The organism is Streptomyces sp. NPDC001980 (assembly GCF_040296885.1).
In the GTDB taxonomy this organism is placed as follows: domain Bacteria; phylum Actinomycetota; class Actinomycetes; order Streptomycetales; family Streptomycetaceae; genus Streptomyces.
The window spans coordinates 36,278-55,269 of sequence record NZ_JBEOYD010000015.1; the positions used below are offsets into that span (position 1 = coordinate 36,278).

Sequence of the window (18,992 nt, forward strand, 5' to 3'; positions counted from 1 at the left end):
CGCGTCATGTCGTCGGTCGGCTGCGGCGCCGTTGTGGCTTGTCGCGCCCACGCGGCGGTAGCCGCACATGCAATACAGCCCCGCGCCCCTTGCGGGGCGCTGCTGAACCGTCGCTGTCAGACGGTCGCTGCGGACAGGTGCTCGTGGACCGCGCGCCAGTCCTCGCCGCCGACGCGGTGGAAGACGATGGTCTCGCGTTCATGCAGTACTTCTTCCCCGGCCGTGGTGGAGACCCGGGTGGTCACCGCGTGGGTGAACACGGCCGTGTCGCCGAAGAGCTGGAGGCGGCGGTCGTCCGAGTCGCAGGCGAGGACGCGGAAGCCGTCCTCCTCGCTCCACCGCTGCCACAGGTCGCGGTACTCCTGGGTGGAGTCCAGGCGCCGGCCGGTGGTGTGGAAGACGAAGGTGGCGTCGGCGGCGAAGGCGTCGAAGTAGTCGTCGGTGCGGCCCTCGGCGAAGGCGGCGATCAGGGCGTCCGCCGCGGCGAGGGCGGTGTCGTGGTCGTTGCTCAAGGCTTCGGCTCCGAGATCCGGGCCACGGCCCGGACGGGTGCGCCGTCCGCGCCGGGCAGGTGCAGGGGGAAGAGACTGACGTGGACGTCGTGGCCGGTGTGCTGGGCGTCCAGGACCTCGGCGAGGTTGGTGAGGTTCTCGGCGATGACGGCGTCCGCGCCGCACAGGATGCGGTGGGCGGGCAGGGTCTCGCCCGGGGTGGGGTCGACGCTGAGGGCGTCGATGCCGACGGTGTGAATGCCGCGGGCGACGAGGAGGGCGGCCGCCTTCTCGGTCAGGTAGGGGTGGTCGTGGTAGGCGTCGGTGCCCCAGTGCGCGGACCAGCCGGTGGCGATCAGCACGATCCGGTCCGCCGGGACGCGGGCGAGCAGGTCGGTCCCGATGGCCGCCCGGGGCGCCAGGCCCCGGGCGTCGACGACGTGGGCCGGACCGTCGAACCGGTTCAGCGGCAACTGGTCCAGCGTGGGCAGGCCGTCCTCGATGTGGGACGGGGCGTCCACGTGGGTGCCGGACTGCGAACCCATGTGCACCTGAAGGACGTTGACCCCGTCCCGCGCCACGGTGAGCGCGGGCCGGATGTCCACCTCCGGGTCGCCGGGGTAGACCGGCATGCCGGTGCGCAGCGGCACGGACAGGTCGATCAGGCGCATCCCGCTCACACCTCCGCCGGCTCGGGGACCGCGACGGGGGCGCCGTCGGCGGCGGTGATCGGCGGCACCGGAGAGTCGACGGCGCGCACCAGCCGCGGGCCCTCGGGACCGAAGACGGCGCGGGGCTCGGGGAAGAACCACAGCAGGGCCAGGTAGAGGATCGCGGCGAGCCCCAGTCCGACGGGCAGGGAGATGTCCACGCCGCCCGCGAGGTCGCCGAGGGCGCCGACGAACTGGCCGGGGAGGTTGACGAACTGGACCGCGAGCAGGGCGGAGGCCAGCCAGGCGCTCATGCCGCGCCAGTTCCAGCCGTGCGTGAACCAGTAACGTCCGCCCCGCTGGCGGCGGTTGAAGACCTGGAGCGAGTCCGGGTCGTACCAGCCGCGGCGGGTGAGGAAGCCCAGGGTCATGATGACCATCCACGGCGCGGTGCAGACGATGATCAGCGTCGCGAAGGTGGAGATGGACTGGGTCAGGTTCGCGGCGAACCGGCCGACGAAGATGAAGGAGATCGACAGGACGCCGATGAACACGGTGGCCTGCACCCGGCTGAACCGGGGAAAGACGCTCGCGAAGTCGAGGCCGGTGCCGTAGAGCGAGGTGGTGCCGGTGGACATGCCGCCGATCAGCGCGAGCAGGCAGACGGGCAGGAAGTACCAGGACGGCGAGACGGCCAGCAGGCCGCCGACGTAGTCCGGGGCGCTCGGGTCGAGGAAGTTCCCCGCCTTCGCGGCGATGATCGAGGCGGTCGCCAGGCCGAAGAAGAACGGCAGGATCGTCGCGATCTGGGAGAGGAAGGCCGCGCCCATGACCCGGCGGCGCGGGGTGTCGGCGGGGATGTAGCGGGCCCAGTCGCCGAGGAAGGCGCCGAACGAGACCGGGTTGGAGAGCACGATCAGCGCGGAGCCGATGAACGCCGGCCAGAAGCCGGGGGTGCTCAGCGAGTGGAAGCTGCCCTGGTAGCCGGCGTCGAAGTCGCCCCCGAAGGCGAAGAGGCCGAGGACGAAGAGCAGGGAGGCGGCGGCCACCGCGATCTTGTTCACGAAGAGCATGAACCGGAAGCCGTAGATGCACACCGTCAGCACCAGCGCGGCGAACAGCCCGTACGCGAGCGCGTACACGCCCTCGTTGGTCGGCAGGTGGAACATCCGGTGCGCGCCGCCGACCAGGGCGTCACCCGAGGACCACACGGAGATGGAGAAGAAGGCGACCGCGGTCAGCAGCGAGAGGAAGGAGCCGACGACCCGGCCGTGCACGCCCAGGTGGGCGGAGGAGGACACCGAGTTGTTGGTGCCGTTCAGGGGGCCGAACACGGCGAGCGGCGCGAGGATCAGCGCGCCGACGGCGAGCCCGAGGCCGGTGGCCGCCAGGCCCTGCCAGAAGGAGAGCCCGAACAGGATCGGGAAAGCGCCGAGGACACAGGTGGCGAAGGTGTTCGCGCCCCCGAAGGCGACCCGGAACAGGTCGAGGGGACGGGCGGTGCGGTCGGCGTCCGGGATGCGCTCCACCCCGTACGTCTCGATCTCGGTCAGCGACGGGGCGTCGTGCTGCTCCGCTTGGGGGCTGGGGGTCATGTCTGCTCCTCGCGAGGGCCGGCGGAGTCCAGGGTGAACAGGCTGATCAGGTCGTAGGCGACGTGCGACGCGGCGACGGAGGTGATGTCGGCGTGGTCGTAGGCGGGGGCGACCTCGACGACGTCGCCGCCGACGAGGTTGAGCCCGGCGAGGCCGCGCAGGATCTCCAGCAGCTCACGCGAGGTCATGCCGCCGGCCTCCGGGGTACCGGTGCCGGGGGCGTGTGCGGGGTCGAGGACGTCGATGTCGACGGACACGTACAGCGGCCGGTCGCCGATGCGCTGCCGCAGCGCGTCCACCGTCTCGTCGACGCCTCGGCGCAGCACGTCGGCGGAGGTGACGATGCCGAAGCCGAGCCGGCGGTCCTCCTCCAGGTCCCGCTTGCCGTACAGAGGGCCGCGGGTGCCGACGTGGCTGAGCGCCTCGGTGTCGACGATGCCCTCCTCGACGGCGCGGCGGAACGGGGTGCCGTGGGTGTACTCGGCGCCGAAGTAGGTGTCCCAGGTGTCGAGGTGGGCGTCGAAGTGGAGGACGGCGACCGGTCCGTGCCGCTTCGCGACCGCGCGCAGCAGGGGCAGCGCGATGGTGTGGTCGCCGCCGATGGTGACCAGCTTCGTGCCGTCGGCCTGGAGGCGGGAGGCCTCGTGCTCGACGGTCTCGATCGCCTCGTTGATGTCGAAGGGGTTCACCGGGATGTCGCCGGCGTCGGCGACCTGAGCCGCCGCGAACGGCGACACGTCCAACCCCGGGTGGTACGGGCGCAGCAGCCGGGACGCCTCGCGCACCGCGGCCGGGGCGAAGCGGGCGCCGGGCCGGTAGGAGACGCCGGTGTCGAAGGGGACACCCACGACGGCGATGTCCGCGCGGGGCACCTCGTCAAGACGCGGCAGCCGGGCGAAGGTCGCGGGTCCCGCGTAGCGGGGGATCCGGGAGGAGTCCACGGGTCCACGGGGCTCGGTCGTCATGGGGAACCTTCCTGTCGAGCCTGGGCGTACACCGCCGGGTGGGCGGACCCTGGACCGGAGCTGGTGGTTCCGGTAGCGGGGGATGCCTCAGTGTGCGGACGGCCGGCCGACAGGGTCAATTGTTGACGACACGAAGAACTACAGTGGTCTTGTGTCCGACCACAAAGCAACGCCGCGTTCCGTCCTCACCGTCGGCGACCTGCTGTCCTTCCCGGCGTTGCAGATGCGTCTGCTCGCGGGCGGCGGCGGACTGGGCCGTACGGTCTCCTGGGCGCACGTCAGCGAACTGGAGGACCCCACCCCCTGGCTCCAGGGCTCGGAGGTCCTCATGACCGTGGGCCTCGCCGTGCCGCGCGGCGGCGAGGCGCAGCGGCGCTATCTGGAGCGGCTCGACGACGCGGGCGTCGCGGCGCTGGTGCTCAGCACCCAGCTGCGCACCCCGCCGCTGCGCCAGGCCTTCCTCAGGGCGGCCGAGGAGCGCGGCTTCCCGGTGCTCGAGGTGCCCCTCACGGTCCCCTTCGTCACCATCGCGCAGGAGGTCGCCGCAGCGGTCAGCGAGAAGTCCGCCGAGCGGCTCGGCGCCCAGCTCCAGGTCTTCGGCGCGCTGCGCTGGATGGCCGAGGAGAACCTGGACATCCCCGCGCTCTTCGACCGCCTGGAGCAGCTCAGCGGCTACCGCATCTTCCTGTGCACCCCCCAGGGGCGCCCGCTGCTGCCCGGCATCCCGGCGCCGGAGGACCTCTCGGTACTGCCGGCGGACCCGGACGCGCCGCCGACCGTGCCCGGCGGCTTCGTGCTCCCCGTCCTCGGCCCGGGCGGCGCGGCCGGCTACCTGGTGGCGCTGGAACAGGCCGGCGCCCGCCCGGCCGGGCTGGCCGTCGTCCAGCACCTGGCCACCGTCGCCGCCCTGCGGCTCGCGATGGTGCGCCAGGAGCGCGAGGTGCTGCGGCGGGAGGGTGCGGAGACCCTCGCCGAGCTGCTCCAGGACACCCTCGACCCGGCCGGCGCCCAGCGCCGGCTGGCCCACCACGGCCTGGACACGCAGCGGCCGGTCGTCCTCGCGGTGCTCCGGCGCGCCCAGGACGAGCAACTGGACGGCGCCCTGTCCGGCCACCCGCACCTCACCCTGCGCCGCGGCGAGGACCGGCTGGTCCTGGCCGAACCCGGCTTCACCGAGGCCCTCGCCGAGCTGCCCGGCGCAGTGTGCGGGGTGAGCCGCCCCTTCGCCGTCGGCGAGCCGCTGCGGGTCGCCCAGCAGGAGGCGGAGTGGGCGGCCGGCCGCGCGGAGGAGGCGGGCAAGCCGCTGCTCCACTACGGCGAGGACGCCACCGGACGCTGGCTGCCCGAGGACCGCCGGCTGCTGTCGGCGCTCGTCGAGCAGGTCCTCGGCGAGGCCCTGCGCTACGACGAGGCGCACGGGTCCCAGCTACTGGTCTCCGTCCGCACCTGGATGGAACGCGACCGCCGCACCGAGGGCGCCGCCGCGGCCCTGCACATCCACCCCAACACCCTCGCCTACCGGCTGCGCCGCTTCGGCGAGGTGACCGGCCGGGACCTGTCGACGACGGCCGCCTTCACCGAGGTCTGGTTCGCCGTGCGCGCGGCGACCGAGCTCGGCGTGGCGGTCGCGGGGCCGTAGCGGGCGCCCGCGACACGTCGCCGCCTGCCGATTGCGAAGGCAACGATCGCGGGCCCGCCCGACGTACAGTCGATCACGCTCGGCACCGGACGCGGAAGGGACGGCTCAGTGTCGGAGAACCCACAGCACGCTCATCCCGACGACGACGCGGACGGCCCGAGCTGGACCCGGGCGGCGAAAGTGCTCCAGGACGCCGCGCCCCTCACCATCCCCGAGGGCGCGTCGGCGATGACCATCCACGTCGAGTGGGAACCCGGCGATCCCGGAACCCCACCGCACCGCCACACCGGCCCGGCGTTCGGGTACGTCGTCAAGGGCGCGGTCCGCTTCGAGCTGGAAGGTGAGCCCGAGCGGATCGTCGAGGCCGGCGGCACGTTCTGGGAGCCGGGCGGTGACGTCATCCACTACCAGGACGGCAACGCCCTCGCCGATGCCAGGACCGAGTTCGTGGTCACCATGATGTGCGCGCCGGGCAAGCCGATGCTCGAACTGGTCGAGGCCGAGGAGCTGAGGCAGCGCGCCCATCTGCGTGCTCCCCGACCTGGCGTCTGACCTGGATGCCCCCTTCGGGGCGCTGCTCAGTCGCTCGTCAGGACCACCAGCTGCCGGGTCGCGCGGGTCATCGCGACATAGCGGTCGACACCGCCCGTCACGCCCGTGCCGAACTCCTCCGGGTCGACGAGGACGACGAGGTCGAATTCGAGTCCCTTCGACAGTTCGGGGGTGAGCGAGCTGACCCGGGGTGTCGGTGTGAAGCGGGGGTCGCCGATCACGCAGGCGACGCCCTCGGCGTGGGCGGCGAGCCAGGTACCGAGGATCTCGTCCAGTTCCGACACGGATCCGTGGATCACGGGCAGACCGCCGCCGCGGATCGAGGTCGGCACGTTGGCGTCCGGCAGCACGGCCCGGATGACCGGCTCGGCCTCCGCCATGACCTCCTCCGGGGTGCGGTAGTTGATGCTGAGCGAGGCCAGCTCGATCCGGTCCAACCCGGCCCGTGCCAGGCGTTCCTGCCAGGTCTCGGTGAACCCGTGCCGTGCCTGGGCGCGGTCCCCGACGATGGTGAAGCTCCGGGACGGGCAGCGCAGCAGCAGCATCTGCCACTCCGCGTCGGTGAGCTCCTGGGCCTCGTCGACGACGATGTGCGCGAACGGGCCGGCCAGCAGGTCGGGGGCGGGGACGGACAGTTCGGACTCGTCGACCAGGCTGACCTTGGCATCCTCGCCACGGAGCATGATCACCAGGCCCTCGCCGTCGTCGCCGTCGGCGCCGGAGTCCCGGGCGGCCCCGATCAGGTTGTCCACGACCTGGGCCATGCGCTCGCGCTGGGCATCGAGAACGGCCTCCTGCCGCCGCTTGCGCCGGGCCGCCTCCGGGTCGCCGCTGCCGGGCCGCGTCCAGGAGCGGCAGGTCGGACACCGTCCAGGCCTGGGCGTCGGCGCGCTGGAGCCTGCGCACGTCGTCGCGGCCGAGCCAGGGGGCGCACAGCCGCAGGTAGGCGGGCACCGACCAGAGGTCACCGACCAGGTCGGTCGGCTCCAGCAGCGGCCAGGCGCGGTCGAGGGTGTCGACCAGGTCCCGGTCCCGCTGCAGCGACCTGCGGAACTCCTCGGGCGCCACGTCGTCGCCGCGGTACTTGTCCAGCAGGATGGTGGCGAGCTCCTCCCAGATCTGGTCGCGTGCCTCGTTGTGCGGAGTGCCGGGAGCCGGTGCCCGGAACGCGTCGGCCCAGTCGTCGGCGGTCAGCCGGAGGCCGCCCCAGTCGGTGGTGACCGTCATCCCCCGGGCCGGGGGCTCCTCGTAGAACCGGACAGCCGTCTCGACCGCCCGCACCATGTCCGCGGACGACTTCAGCCGGGCCACCTCCGGGTCGGTCTCGACGGCAGCGCCGGCCCCTTCGTCGACGAGGTCCCGCAGGACGCAGGTCTGCACGCCCTCCTCACCGAGGCTCGGGAGGACGTCGGAGACGTAGTTCAGGTAGGGCCGGTGCGGGCCGACGAACAGCACCCCGCCCCGGCGGTGGCCGAGACGCGGGTCGGAGTACAGGAGGTGGGCGGTGCGGTGCAGGGCGACGACCGTCTTGCCGGTGCCCGGGCCGCCGTCGACGACGAGGGCGCCGCGGGATCCCGCGCGGATGATCGCGTCCTGGTCGGCCTGGATGGTGGCGAGCACGTCCCGCATCCGCTCCGAGCGGTCGGCGCCCAGGCTGGCGATGAAGGCGGACTGGTCGTCGAGCGCGGCATGCCCGTCGAGCCCGTCGGCGGTGAAGACCTCGTCCCAGTAGTCGCTGATCCGGCCGTCCGTCCAGCGGTACCTGCGCCGGCTGCGCAGCCCCGCCGGGTCGGCGTGGGTCGCCGCGAAGAACGGCTCGGCGGCCGGCGACCGCCAGTCGATCAGCAGTCGGCGGCCCGTGCTGTCGGTGAGGCCGAGGCGGCCGATGTACACGGGCTCCGGGTCGTCGGCGGCGACGATGCGCCCCAGGCACAGGTCCAGGCCGAAGCGGCGCAGGGTGCGCAGCCGTCCGGTCAGCCGGTGGACCTCGACGTCCCGGTCCATCGCGGCCCGGCCGGTGCCGCCCGGCGCCCTGAGCTCGGCGTCGAGGCGGTCGGACAGCTCGGCGATCGTCTCCGCGAGGCACTCGGCGATGGCGGCCAGGTGCCGCTCGTCGTCGGCGATCAGGGCCGGGTCGGCCTTGGCGGAGAGCCGTTCGGGCAGGTCGAAGGCGCTGGTGGTCAGGGGGTTCAAAGCATCAGCTCCGTGGAGAGGCCGTGCGGCCGCGGGCACGTACGGCAGGGCGTCCGGGGGGGACGGGACGAACATGGGGGGGCGGGGACGGCGACCGTCGTCCAGGGTTCCTTGCGGGTCGCGGTGCGGGACGGACCGCTGGGCCGTCGTGGCCGGTCGCGTCCACGACCGATTCGGCTCGCGCACCTCATGGGGGCGCCGCGGTGGCCGTGCGTGCGGCTCAGGCCCCGTCGAGGAGCAGCCGGGCGGCCACGGTGGCTCCGTCGGTGCGCATCGTGCCGGCCACGGCGGCGGCACGGGCGCGGGTGTCGGGGGTGAGGGCGGTCGCGAGCGCGGCCGAGAGGGAGTCGACGGTCGGCACCGGGCCGTCGTGGGCCGCGCCGATGCCGAGTGCGGCCACCCGGGCGGCCCAGCGCGGCTGGTCCACGATCTGGGGGACGACCACCTGGGGCACCCCGGCCACGGCGGCTGTCGTCGTGGTGCCCGCACCTCCGTGGTGGACGACGGCGGCGACCCGGCGGAACAGCGCCTGGTGGTTGACCTCGCCGACGGCGAAGCAGTCGTCGCCGTCGCCCGGGGCGAGGTCCGCCCACCCGCGGCCGACCAGCACGCGGCGGCCCTGGGCGCGGACCGCCTCGACGGCCACCCGGGCGGCGTCCGGCGTGCCGCGCATGGCCATGCTGCCGAACCCGACGTACACCGGCGGTGCGCCTGCTTCCAGGAACGCCACCAGGTCGGCCGGCAGCGGGCGGGAGTCCGGCAGCAGCCAGGCACCCGTCTGCACGAGGTCGAGATCCGTCATCTCCTGCCAGGGGGCGAGCCCCGGGTCGGCCGCCAGCCACGGCCGGTCGGTGAGGACATGGTCACGGACGTTGTCCACCGGGGGCAGGCCGAGCGCGGCCCGGTGGGTGTTGAGTGCCTCGCCGTACAGGGCGTTCACCCGCTCGGCGTCCACCTTCCACAGCGTCGGCAGGTCGGCGTCGGCAGGGGCCGGGCGGCCCGGCCGGCCCGCGGGCGGGAAGCGCGAGGACGGCAGCCCGGCCGGGTGGAAGCAGGCCAGCACGTAGCGGATGCCCAGCTTCTCGGCCACCGACCGCGCGCCGGCCGGCATCAGGCCGCCGGCCACCAGCACGTCGCAGCCCCCGGCCGCCGGGGCGACCGTGTCGAAGTGCGCGGCCACCAGCTCGGGCGCGAGCTTGAACGCGTCCTCCGGTGCCGGATTCGGCCGGGTCACCAGCGCGCGCACCGACGGCCCGAACGGCACGTGCGGTACGCCCGCACGTGCCAGCAGCTCCGCGAACTCCTCGTCCGGCGGGGCGCACACCCGCGCCTCGGCGCCGAGCTCCCGCAGCGCCACCGCGAGTCCCGCCAGCGGTTCGACGTCGCCGCGCGACCCATATCCCATCAACAGCACACGCATGTCGCGTATCCCCCAAATACCGCGGTTCCTGGCTTCGGCCTGCGATTCTGCGGGACGAGGGGGGCCTTGCCGCAAGCCCCCCAGTGCGCTATACGTTAAGAAGGGCAAGGAGAAGAACTCCTCGCCCTGTGTTTCCTCAGGGCCGCCGATGCGCGGCCCTTTCTGCTGTCACGGCGCGCTCAGCCAGGGCCGGACCTGCTTGCGGGCCTCGTGCAGCCGGGACTTCAGAGTGCCCAGCGGGATCCCCACCCGCTCGGCGACCTCGGCGTAGTCCAGCTGGCAGATGTCCCGGTAGACGAGCGGCGCGACCAGCTGCGGGTGCTCCCGCTCCAGCCGGTCCAGCGCCTCCAGCAGATCGATGCGGGACCCGGCGATCACACTCGTCGTCCGCGGGTCGACGTGCTCGGTGGGTTCGATGGTCGCGGGCTGCTCCGCCGCCCGCCGCTTCAGGTCCCGGTACTTCTGCCGGGAGCAGTTGGCGACGACCGTGTACAGCCAGGTGCTGAAGCGGCTGCGGCCCTCGAACGTGGAGATCTTCCGGGAGATCTGGAGCAGCACGTCCTGGGCCGCCTCCTCGGCGTCCTCCCGGCACGGCAGGAACCGCCCGCAGCGCCGTACGACGTCGGGCCAGACCTCGGAGAGCAGCTGGTTCAGGGCCACCTGGTCGCCGGCGGCGGCCCGCCGGGCGAGGTCTTCGGTCAGCGCGGCGTCCGGCACGGGAGGTCCCCCTCGAAGTCGATCTCAGGACAGGCATGATAGTCGTATGCAACCCCTGGAGCGGATCGGCCGCTATCGCCTCGAACAGCGCCTGGGCACCGGTGCCTTCGGGACGGTCTGGCTCGCCCACGACGACCAGCTGGACGCCCCGGTCGCGGTGAAGGTGCTCGCCGACAACTGGTCCCACCGGCTCGACATCCACGACCGCTTCCTGTCCGAGGCGCGGCTGCTGCGGCGGGCCGACTCGAAGCGCGTGGTGCAGGTCTACGACATCGGCGAACTCCCGGACGGGCGGCCGTACTTCGTGATGGAGTACGCCGACGCGGGCACCCTCGCCGGCCTGCTCGGCGGCGGCCCGCTCCCGATCCCCGACGCGCTGCGGCTGACCGCGCTGGCGGCGCGCGGCGCGGCGGACCTGCACGGGGCGGGGATCGTGCACCGGGACATCAAGCCGACCAACGTGCTGCTGCGCACCGCGCAGGACGGCACCCGGCGGGTGCTCCTCGCCGACCTGGGGCTGGCGAAGAGCCTGGCGCAGGCGTCGGGGCTGACCCTGGCCGCCGGCTCGGCGGGGTACCAGCCGCCGGAGCAGGCCGAGCCCGGCGAGGGCATCGACGCCCGCGCCGACGTCTACGCGCTGGGCGCGGTCGGCTACGAGCTGGTCACCGGGACGGTGCCGGCGGCGCCCGGGAGGGTGATCCGGCCGGAGCGGCTGCGGCCGGACCTCGGGGAGGACGTGCAGCGGGCGCTGATGCGGGCCCTGGAGCCGGACCGGCAGCGGCGCTGGCCGTCCGCGCAGGCCTTCGCGGACGAACTGGACCGGCTGGCGGCGGCCGCGGCGGCCCGCCGGCCCCGGCGTCTGGACGGTGTCCGCAGGCGGCTCAACGCGGTCACGCTGACCGTCGCCGCGGTCCTCGCGGCCGGGGGCACCGCCCTCGCGGTCACGATGGTCGACCGGAACGGGTCGGCGGGGGACGAGACGCGGGTCGCCGACTCCACCGGGCGGGTGGTGGCCGAGGTGCCGTCCGGGTGGGCGGGCGAGCTGCGGAACTCCGGCTGGAACCCGCAGGCCCTGGGGCTGGCCTCCGGGCACGAGCCGGGTCTGGAGGTCGCCGACGACGTGTCCGAGTGGCAGGACCTGACGACCGCGGTGAACGGCGTCTTCATCGGCGCGAGCGAGCACGGGGACGTCACCGCCAAGGTGAACGCCCTCTCCCACTCCGGCTGCCACTACGACGGCAGCCGCGACTTCACCGGCACCGACTGGAAGGGCCGCGTCCGCAGCTGGAGCGGCTGTTCCGGCGCGGGCGGCTCGATCCAGGAGGCGGCCCTGCGCCCGGCCGGCGGGGACAGCCAGCCCCAGGTGTATCTGCAGGTACGGCAGAAGGGCGCCGTCGACAAGACCGTCACGGACGGCATACTCCGGTCCCTTCGGGTCACCTGAGTCGAGGAATCCCGGCGTGCCCCCGAACTTTTCCGCCGTTTCTCGCATCGGATGGGAGTGACGGCGCACGGAGCGCCCCCGGCACGCCTCTCGGACGTGCCACGACACATCCAGGAGTGGTGAGACACATGGCGCACACGTCCCAGTCCTTGCGGCGCGGGGCGGCCCTGCTCGCGAGCACGGTCGCCGCCCTGGGCCTGCTGACCGCCTGCGGCAACGGCGGTCAGGGCAAGTCCCCGGAGTCGGTGTCGGGCACGGCCGCGCCCGCGACCGGCAACGCGTCGAGCACGGACACCTCGAACACCTCCGCCGTCCCGTCCAGCACCGGATCTTCGTCGGCGTCGCAGACCGGCGGCTCGGCGACGGGCGGCGGTTCGTCGACCGGTGGCACCACGACGAGCAGCGCCGCCGCGGCCCGCTGCCACACCTCGGAGCTGACCGCCTCGGTGGGCGGCAACAACCCGGGGGCCGGTCAGGAGAACTTCCCGGTCGTGCTCACCAACAAGTCGGGCCGCACCTGCACCGTGCGCGGCTTCCCGGGCGCCGCCTTCCTGAACGCTTCCGGCACCCAGCTCGGCCCCGACCCGCAGCGCGAGTCGGGCAGCACCCCCACGACGGTCACGCTCAAGCCGGGCCAGAGCGCCTGGGCGGGGCTGACCTTCTCCAGCCCGGAGATCAGCGGCGCCAAGACGGCGACGCCGGCCGCGCTGCTGGTCACCCCGCCGGACGAGAAGGACTCGCTGAAGGTCACCTGGAAGAACGGCGCGGTCCCGGTCTCCGGGAACGCCTCCTCGGTACGCCTGAGCGTGTTCAGCGCCGGCACCGGCGCCTGACCACCCCCTGACCGGACCCCGCTGCCCACTCCCCCGGGCAGCGGGGTTCGTCATGTCCGGGCCACGACTGTCACAGGCGTGCAACACGCACGGCGAGCTCCGATCTTTTTCGCCGGACCGGCCATCGAACCCGTCGACCACACAGCAACGGGGCTCCGCAAGGGGCCGGGACGACGGAATCGGGGACGGACATGAGCGGCATCTCTCGCAGGCGGGTGCTGACGGCGGGCGCGACGGCGGGGGCCCTCGGCGCCCTCTCCGCATGCTCGAACGGCAACTGGACGCTGGGCGGCAGCAGCTCGGCCGACGGCAAGGGCGGCGGCACGGGCGGCAGCGCGTCGGCGAAGCCGCTGAAGCTCATCGGTGACGGCTCCACCGCGGACACCGGCGCGCAGCCGCACCAGCCGAAGGCGACGCGGATGGCGCCCGGCAGCAAGCCGCCGCAGTTCGTGGTGTTCTCCTGGGACGGCGCGGGCGAGCTCAGCAACAAGCTGTTCTCCCGCTTCCGCAAGGTGGCCGCGGACCACGGCGCGAAGATGACGTTCTTCCTCTCCGGCATCTACACCCTGCCCGAGTCCAAGAAGGACCTCTACCGTCCCCCGCAGCACCCGGTCGGCGCCTCCGCGATCGGCTACCTCTCGGACCCGCACATCCACAACACGCTCCAGCAGGTGCGCGCCGCCTGGCTGGAGGGCCACGAGATCGGCACCCACTTCAACGGGCACTTCTGCGGCTCCGACGGCGTGCGCAACTGGTCCTCCGCCGAGTGGCGCAGCGAGATCGACCAGGCCATGGACTTCGTCACCAAGTGGAAGACGAACACGGGCTTCACCGACCTGGAGCCGCTGCCCTTCGACTACCGCAAGGAGCTGATCGGCGGCCGCACCCCGTGCCTGGAGGGCCAGGCCAACCTGCTGCCCACCGCGGCCGCGCTCGGCTGGAAGTACGACGCGTCCTCCCCCGGCGGCCTGCAGATCTGGCCGGGCAAGGTGCAGGGCAACCGGATCTGGGACTTCCCCCTGCAGTCCATACCGTTCCCCGGGCACTCCTTCCAGGTCCTGTCGATGGACTACAACATGATGTACAACCAGTCCGCCGGCAATCCGCTGGGCGACAAGACCCAGTACGACGCCTGGCGCACCCAGGCCCGCGACAGCTACGTGGCGGGCTTCGAGCGGGCGTACACCACCAACCGGGCGCCGTTCTTCATCGGCAACCACTTCGAGCGCTGGAACGGCGGCATCTACATGGACGCCGTCGAGGAGGCGATCGGCAAGATGGCCGAGCACGACGACGTGCGCTTCGTGTCCTTCAAGCAGCTGGTGGCGTGGCTGGAGGCGCAGGACCCGGCGGTGCTGCGGACGCTGCGCACGCTGAACCCGGGGCAGGAGCCCACGGGCGGCTGGGGGGAGTTCCTGGGCGCGGCGGGTACCCCGTCCTCGTAACCGGGTCCGTCTGCCGTCATCTGCTTTCATGGGCGGGCCGTACTTGATCACGCCTCCGAGGGACGCGCCCTGAACACCCCGCTCGCCGAGACCCTGTCCGTCCTCCTGCTCGCCGCCGTCCTCGCCTGGGCCGTGATCCGGCCGCGCGGCTGGCCGGAGGCGGTGCTCGCCGTACCGGCGGCGGGGATCGTCGCCGCCACCGGAGCGATCTCCCTCGACCACGCGCGGGCGGAGGCCGAGCAGCTGGGGCCGGTCGTCGGTTTCCTCGCCGCGGTCCTGGTACTGGCCCACTTCTGTGACGTGGAGGGCCTGTTCCAGGCCTGCGGGGCGTGGATGGCCCGCTGGTCGGGCGGGCGGCCGGTGCGGCTGCTGACCGCGGTGTTCGCGCTGGCGTCGGTGATCACGGCCGTGCTCAGTCTGGACGCGACGGTGGTGCTGCTGACGCCGGTGGTGTTCGCGACGGCGGCCCGGTCCGGGGTGCGGGCGAAGCCGCACGTCTACGCCTGTACGCACCTGTCGAACACCGCCTCGCTGCTGCTGCCGGTGTCCAATCTGACGAACCTGCTGGCGTTCGCGGCGAGCGGGCTGAGCTTCACCCGGTTCGCGGCGCTGATGGTGCTGCCCTGGCTGGTGGCGATCGGCGCCGAGTACCTGGTGTTCCGGCGGTTCTTCGCCCGGGACCTGTCGTCGGCGGCCCCGGGCTCCCAGGACCCCGGCGAGCCGCCCCGGCTGCCGGTGTTCGCGCTGGTGACGGTGGCCTGCACGCTCGCCGGGTTCGTGCTCACCTCGGCGGTCGGCATCGACCCGGCGTGGGCGGCGTGCGCGGGTGCGCTGGTGCTGGCCGGGCGGGCGCTGCTGCGGCGGCGGGCGACCCCGCTGACGGTGGTGAAGGCGGCCGCGCCCGCGTTCCTGGCGTTCGTGCTGGCGCTCGGGATCGTGGTGCGGGCGGTCGTCGACAACGGGCTCGCGGACGCCCTCGGCCAGGTGCTGCCGGGCGGGACCGGGCTGCCGGCGCTGCTCGGCATCGCCGCGCTCGCCGCCGTCCTCGCGAACATCGTCAACAACCTGCCGGCGATATTGGTGCTGCTGCCGCTGACCGCCCCGGCCGGGCCGGGCGCGGTGCTGGCGGTGCTGCTCGGGGTGAACATCGGCCCGAACCTCACCTACGCCGGGTCGCTCGCCACGCTGTTGTGGCGCAGGATCGTGCACCAGCACGACCACGGGGTGGACCTCGGGGAGTTCACCCGGCTGGGGCTGCTCGCCGTGCCGGCCGCGCTGTGCGCGGCGGTGGTGGCACTGTGGGGGGCGCTCCAGGTGGTCGGGATCTGAGTCGGGTATCTGGTCGGGATCTGGACGGGAGGCCATGGAGATGCGGGTGATCGTCTGGCTGGTCGAGGGGACCTGGCCGGCCTGTGTGGACGCGGCGCGCGGCTACGCGCGGGACGCGTCCGAGGTGGTGCTGCTGCACGTGGCCGAGCCGGGGGTGGCCGGGCTCGCGCACGGCGCCTTCGCGGGACTGCTGGGCCGGGCCGGCTCGGAACCCGACCCGGAGCGGCGGCTGGTGGAGCTCGGCGGGACGTCGGCGGCGGAGCTGCTGGACGCGGCCGAGGCCCGGCTGGGGCGGCCGTGCACCCGGCTGGAGCAGGTCGGCCGGGTCGAACGGGAGGTGGTGGCCGCCGCCGGCGACGCCGATCTGCTGGTCCTGGCCCGGGACGGCGACCGCTCTCGGCTCGGGCCGCACAGCCTGGGCAAGGCGGCGCGGTTCGTCGTCGACCACGCGCCCTGCCCGGTGCTGCTGGTGTGGCCGGAGGGCGCGCCGGACCTGACGACGATGCCGCCCCCGCCGCCGCACCCCTGAGCCCGCGCGGGCTCAGTGCCCGTGGTGGCCCCCGCCCCCGCCGCCGTAGCCACCGCCGTAACCGCCGCCGTCGCCCCAGCCGCCGCCGTACTGGCCGTCCCCGGAGCCGTAGCAGTAGCCCGGGTACTCGACGCACGGGTCGTAGCTGGGGGTGCTCGACGGCGTCGGCTGCGCGGTCGTCCTCGACGCCGACGGGGTGGGCGTCGGCGTGGCGGGCTTCGCCGCCTTGGTGGTCGGGGTGGCGGACGCGGTCGGGGTCGGCGTGGTGTCGGCGTCCCAGTTGACGATCTGCATCTGCAGGTCGGGCTGGGAGGTGTCCATCACCCACCGCTGGGCGCCGGCGTTCGTCCGGTTCTTGACCACCAGCGCGCCACCGCCGTCGGTGGCGGCCGGAGCGAGGGCCAGGTCCTGGTCCCAGCGGGGCACCAGCGCGCCCTGGAGGGTGAAGTCGTAGTGGACGCTCTTGGCCTTGGTCCCGGCCGCCGCCGTGCACGGGGAGAGCTGGACGGAGTAGCCGAGGTGCGAGTCGAGGCACAGGTCGGGGGCCGCGGCGTTGCGCAGCAGTCCGTCGCCCTCGTACGTCCACTGCTGGCTGGCGACCGAGGAGCACTCGGCGAGTTCGGTCTCGGCGCCCTCGACGGCCTTCTTCCCCACCACGCCGATGCACAGGCCGGAGGCGATGTTGTGCAGGCGGCCGCGCAGGGTGCCCTGGGTGGTCCGGCTGGTGCCGATCCAGGACGGGCCGGAGGTGGCGGAGCCGGCCGGCGTGGCGGACGGCTTGGCGGCGGCCGAGGTGCTGTCGTCGCCGGAGCCGAGCACCGACCACAGCACCAGCGGCAGGACGACCAGGCCGCTCACCGTGCCCACGGCCACGGTGAGGTTGCGGCGGCGCACCCGGCGGGCGGCCCGCTGCTTGGCGCGGCGGGAGGCGGCCGGGTGCACGACCAGGTCCTTGCCCGAAGCGGCGGGCGGCACGAACGCCTCGCCGCCCGCGAACCCCCCGACGGGCGTGACCTCGGGCTCGCCGGGCTCCTCGGTCAGGCGGGCCCGGGACTCCATGTAGGCGCGGGCGCCCCAGCCGAGCACGGCCTCGGCGAGGGCGATGCCGAGGCCGCCGTTGAACTGGTGGAGCTGGTCGGCGGTGTACCGGCAGTGCTTGCAGCCGTTCAGGTGCTGCTGGAGGTCCCGGTCGACGTCGATCCCGCCACGCCGGAAGGTCACGTCGATCATCCGGACGTAGCGCTGGCACTCGTCCTCGTGGGCGAGTTCGCGGTGCACCTGGATGCACTCCTCGCGCATCCGCTCGCGGGCCCGGCGCAGTTCGACGTGCGCGTCCTGCTCGTCCAGGCCCAGCAGTGCGGCGGGTGCCGTCAGGGGTTCCGACTCGACCTCGGTGTGCCACAGCACGGTCCGCGAGGACGGGGTGAGCCGCTGGAAGGCGCGGGAGAGCAGCCGCCGGTTCGCGGGCGGGAGCAGCCGGGAGGCGGCCCGTTCGCCCTTGCCGACGCGCAGTTGGGGGTGGAGCAGTTCGCCGCGGCCGTCGTTGTCCCATTCGGCGGCGATACGGCGGACGGTGACAAGGAGTTGGGGGCGCCAAGCAGCAGTCGGCCCGGCCTGGCGGAGGGATTCACCGAAGAGTCTGGTGAATGCGGCGGTGGTGAGCATTCCCGCGCCGCGCGTCCCGTCGGTGCACAGACGGGCGTAGGCGAAGGCCGCTTCCCAGTGCCGGTCGAGAAGTTCACCGACGGGGTGCAGGGCGGGTGCCGTGCCCGTCCACTGCTTGAGCTCGGCGCTGAGCTGCTCGTCGGTGACGTCGAACGGCCGGGCGGGGGTAGGGGAATTCCCCAGGCCTGCGTCATTCACGGCTGCATTCCTTCCAGACGCAACGCGGGATTCGGTCCATACCGTCTGGTATGTGACCGATATGCGGCCCGGCCGACGTCTAGGTCGGATGGGCTTGTTGGGGGGTTCGGCACGCCGGAAGCGGCCTCGCGCACGCGGTGGTCGAAAATAATTGTCCGCATGCCGACACGGCACACCTTTGCACAGGCCAGCAGGGCAGAACAAGAGATTCCAGGGTTTTGCGCATTGCCCGGAGGCTGCGGTAATTTGACGATTCGTCAACGAGGGAGTCCGCGCTTTGTCGCCGTATCGACATCGCAATTGACGCGGGGATTCAGAGCCGACCACCCCCGTATCGGTGCCAACCATTGAACCACGGCCCGACCTGCGCAGGCCGCCCGGCCGTCGGCGCCCATGAACCAATAACCGGGCGCTTTACCGACGTTCACCGGAGCGGTAGACGCCGGGCGGGACACCGTATCTTTCTCGGAAAACCCGGTTGAAGTGGAACGGGCTGGGAAATCCGGACGCGGCGGCGACCCGCTCGACGGTCAGGTCGGTGCTCTCCAGCAGCCGGGCCGCGTGTCGCAGCCGCGCCTCGCGCAGCGCGCGCATCGGCGGCACGCCGGTCTGACCGGTGAAAAGGTGGGCGAACCGGGACGGCGACAGCGCGACACGCCCGGCGAGCGAGCGAACCGTGTGCGGGGCGCCCGGGTCGGCGGCGATCAGGTTCTCGGCGCGGCGTACCCGCTCGTCCCCGGCGTCCCGGCCGGGCGCCGCCGGGTGCGCGCCGGCGGTCGCGAGCAGGACGGCTTCCTCCAGCGCGCACAGGGCGAGTTCGCGTGCGGCGGTGCCGTGCGCGACCGCGACGGGGTCGTCGCCGGGTGCCGGAGCGGGCGGCGCGCCGGTGCCGGTCCAGCGGGAGTCGGCGAGCACGCGGTGGAAGGCCGCCTCGATGCGGGCGTGGGTCCCGGCCGGGGCGCCGACGGCGTACACCCCGTCGCCGAGGGCGCGCGGACCCAGCCACGGCATCCAGTGGGGGCGGACCTGGCAGTGCGTCCACCAGAACCGCCAGCGGCGCGCGCCGGGCCCGACGGCGTAGCTGTGCGGGACGCCGGGGGCGAGGACGACGAGGTCGCCGGGGCGTGCCGGGGTCTCCACCGCCCCCTGCCGGAGCAGGCCGCGGCCCTCCGTCGTCCAGGTGAGCAGCCAACTGCCGGATCCTTCGGGGCGGTTGACCCGGTAGCCGGGCCCCTCGTCGTAGCGGCCGGTGACGACCATGCCCGGCGGGGGCGCCGGGTCAGCAGTGCCGGGCAGTTCCGCAGCGCTCATGGGCATCCTCTCCGGG

The 18,992-nt window shown here is 73.5% G+C and carries 15 protein-coding genes and 1 pseudogene; 7 read left to right on the forward strand and 9 right to left on the reverse strand.

The genetic code is table 11. The features are described 5' to 3' along the window. Window positions 1–116 precede the first annotated feature (116 nt). From ABT137_RS23345 to speB, 4 genes are read right to left on the reverse strand one after another with little or no spacing between them, the layout of a single operon-like run. Complete coding sequence (locus ABT137_RS23345; RefSeq protein WP_351711864.1) at window positions 117–512, reverse strand: nuclear transport factor 2 family protein; 396 nt, start codon at window positions 510–512, stop codon at window positions 117–119. Beyond that, window positions 509–1,162, reverse strand: a complete 654-nt coding sequence (locus ABT137_RS23350) for a cyclase family protein (RefSeq protein ID WP_351711866.1) — start codon at window positions 1,160–1,162, stop codon at window positions 509–511. Before ABT137_RS23350 ends, ABT137_RS23345 begins: the two co-directional genes overlap by 4 nt. Before the next feature lie 5 nt (window positions 1,163–1,167). Then, window positions 1,168–2,736 (reverse strand): purine-cytosine permease family protein, encoded by a 1,569-nt coding sequence (locus ABT137_RS23355; RefSeq protein WP_351711868.1) that lies wholly within the window; start codon window positions 2,734–2,736, stop codon window positions 1,168–1,170. Continuing rightward, a complete protein-coding gene (gene speB, locus ABT137_RS23360) occupies window positions 2,733–3,701 on the reverse strand; it encodes an agmatinase (protein ID WP_351711870.1) in 969 nt (322 codons plus the stop codon). The genes ABT137_RS23355 and speB overlap by 4 nt, the downstream gene beginning before the upstream one ends. Window positions 3,702–3,852: 151 nt before the next feature. On the opposite strand from speB, the gene ABT137_RS23365 reads away from it, so the two are divergent. Together ABT137_RS23365 and ABT137_RS23370 are read left to right on the forward strand one after the other, a co-directional pair. Next, on the forward strand, window positions 3,853–5,340 hold the full coding sequence (locus ABT137_RS23365; RefSeq protein ID WP_351711872.1) for a PucR family transcriptional regulator: 1,488 nt from the start codon (window positions 3,853–3,855) through the stop codon (window positions 5,338–5,340). Window positions 5,341–5,448: 108 nt separating this feature from the next. Then, window positions 5,449–5,892, forward strand: a complete 444-nt coding sequence (locus tag ABT137_RS23370; protein WP_351711874.1) for a cupin domain-containing protein — start codon at window positions 5,449–5,451, stop codon at window positions 5,890–5,892. A 26-nt stretch (window positions 5,893–5,918) separates the two neighbouring features. On the opposite strand, the pseudogene helR reads toward ABT137_RS23370, so the two are convergent. The 3 genes and pseudogenes from helR to ABT137_RS23385 all read right to left on the reverse strand — a co-directional run bounded on the left by helR (window position 5,919) and on the right by ABT137_RS23385 (window position 10,222). After that, window positions 5,919–8,085 (reverse strand): annotated as a pseudogene (helR, locus tag ABT137_RS23375) (RNA polymerase recycling motor ATPase HelR). Between the two features lie 220 nt (window positions 8,086–8,305). Then, on the reverse strand, window positions 8,306–9,505 hold the full coding sequence (locus ABT137_RS23380; protein WP_351711876.1) for a glycosyltransferase: 1,200 nt from the start codon (window positions 9,503–9,505) through the stop codon (window positions 8,306–8,308). A 168-nt stretch (window positions 9,506–9,673) separates the two neighbouring features. After that, entirely contained in the window at window positions 9,674–10,222 is a 549-nt protein-coding gene (locus tag ABT137_RS23385) for an RNA polymerase sigma factor (protein ID WP_351711878.1), read from the reverse strand. A gap of 46 nt (window positions 10,223–10,268) precedes the next feature. Between ABT137_RS23385 and ABT137_RS23390 the strand changes: the two genes are divergently transcribed. From ABT137_RS23390 to ABT137_RS23410, 5 genes are all read left to right on the forward strand, one after another. Then, window positions 10,269–11,666 carry a serine/threonine-protein kinase gene (locus tag ABT137_RS23390; protein ID WP_351711880.1) on the forward strand — a complete coding sequence of 466 codons (1,398 nt, stop codon included), beginning with the start codon at window positions 10,269–10,271 and terminating at the stop codon, window positions 11,664–11,666. 128 nt (window positions 11,667–11,794) lie between these two features. After that, a complete protein-coding gene (locus ABT137_RS23395) occupies window positions 11,795–12,499 on the forward strand; it encodes a DUF4232 domain-containing protein (RefSeq protein WP_351711882.1) in 705 nt (234 codons plus the stop codon). Between the two features lie 191 nt (window positions 12,500–12,690). Further along, complete coding sequence (locus ABT137_RS23400) at window positions 12,691–13,944, forward strand: polysaccharide deacetylase family protein (RefSeq protein WP_351711884.1); 1,254 nt, start codon at window positions 12,691–12,693, stop codon at window positions 13,942–13,944. A gap of 69 nt (window positions 13,945–14,013) precedes the next feature. Continuing rightward, window positions 14,014–15,273 carry an arsenic transporter gene (locus tag ABT137_RS23405; RefSeq protein WP_351712191.1) on the forward strand — a complete coding sequence of 420 codons (1,260 nt, stop codon included), beginning with the start codon at window positions 14,014–14,016 and terminating at the stop codon, window positions 15,271–15,273. Window positions 15,274–15,313: 40 nt separating this feature from the next. Further along, window positions 15,314–15,802 (forward strand): universal stress protein, encoded by a 489-nt coding sequence (locus ABT137_RS23410; RefSeq protein WP_351712193.1) that lies wholly within the window; start codon window positions 15,314–15,316, stop codon window positions 15,800–15,802. Between the two features lie 12 nt (window positions 15,803–15,814). Here the strand turns inward: ABT137_RS23410 and ABT137_RS23415 are convergent, their stop codons facing one another. Further along, a complete protein-coding gene (locus ABT137_RS23415) occupies window positions 15,815–17,665 on the reverse strand; it encodes an RICIN domain-containing protein (protein WP_351711886.1) in 1,851 nt (616 codons plus the stop codon). Between the two features lie 414 nt (window positions 17,666–18,079). Beyond that, on the reverse strand, window positions 18,080–18,976 hold the full coding sequence (locus tag ABT137_RS23420; protein WP_351711888.1) for a helix-turn-helix domain-containing protein: 897 nt from the start codon (window positions 18,974–18,976) through the stop codon (window positions 18,080–18,082). Between the last annotated feature and the right edge of the window lie 16 nt (window positions 18,977–18,992).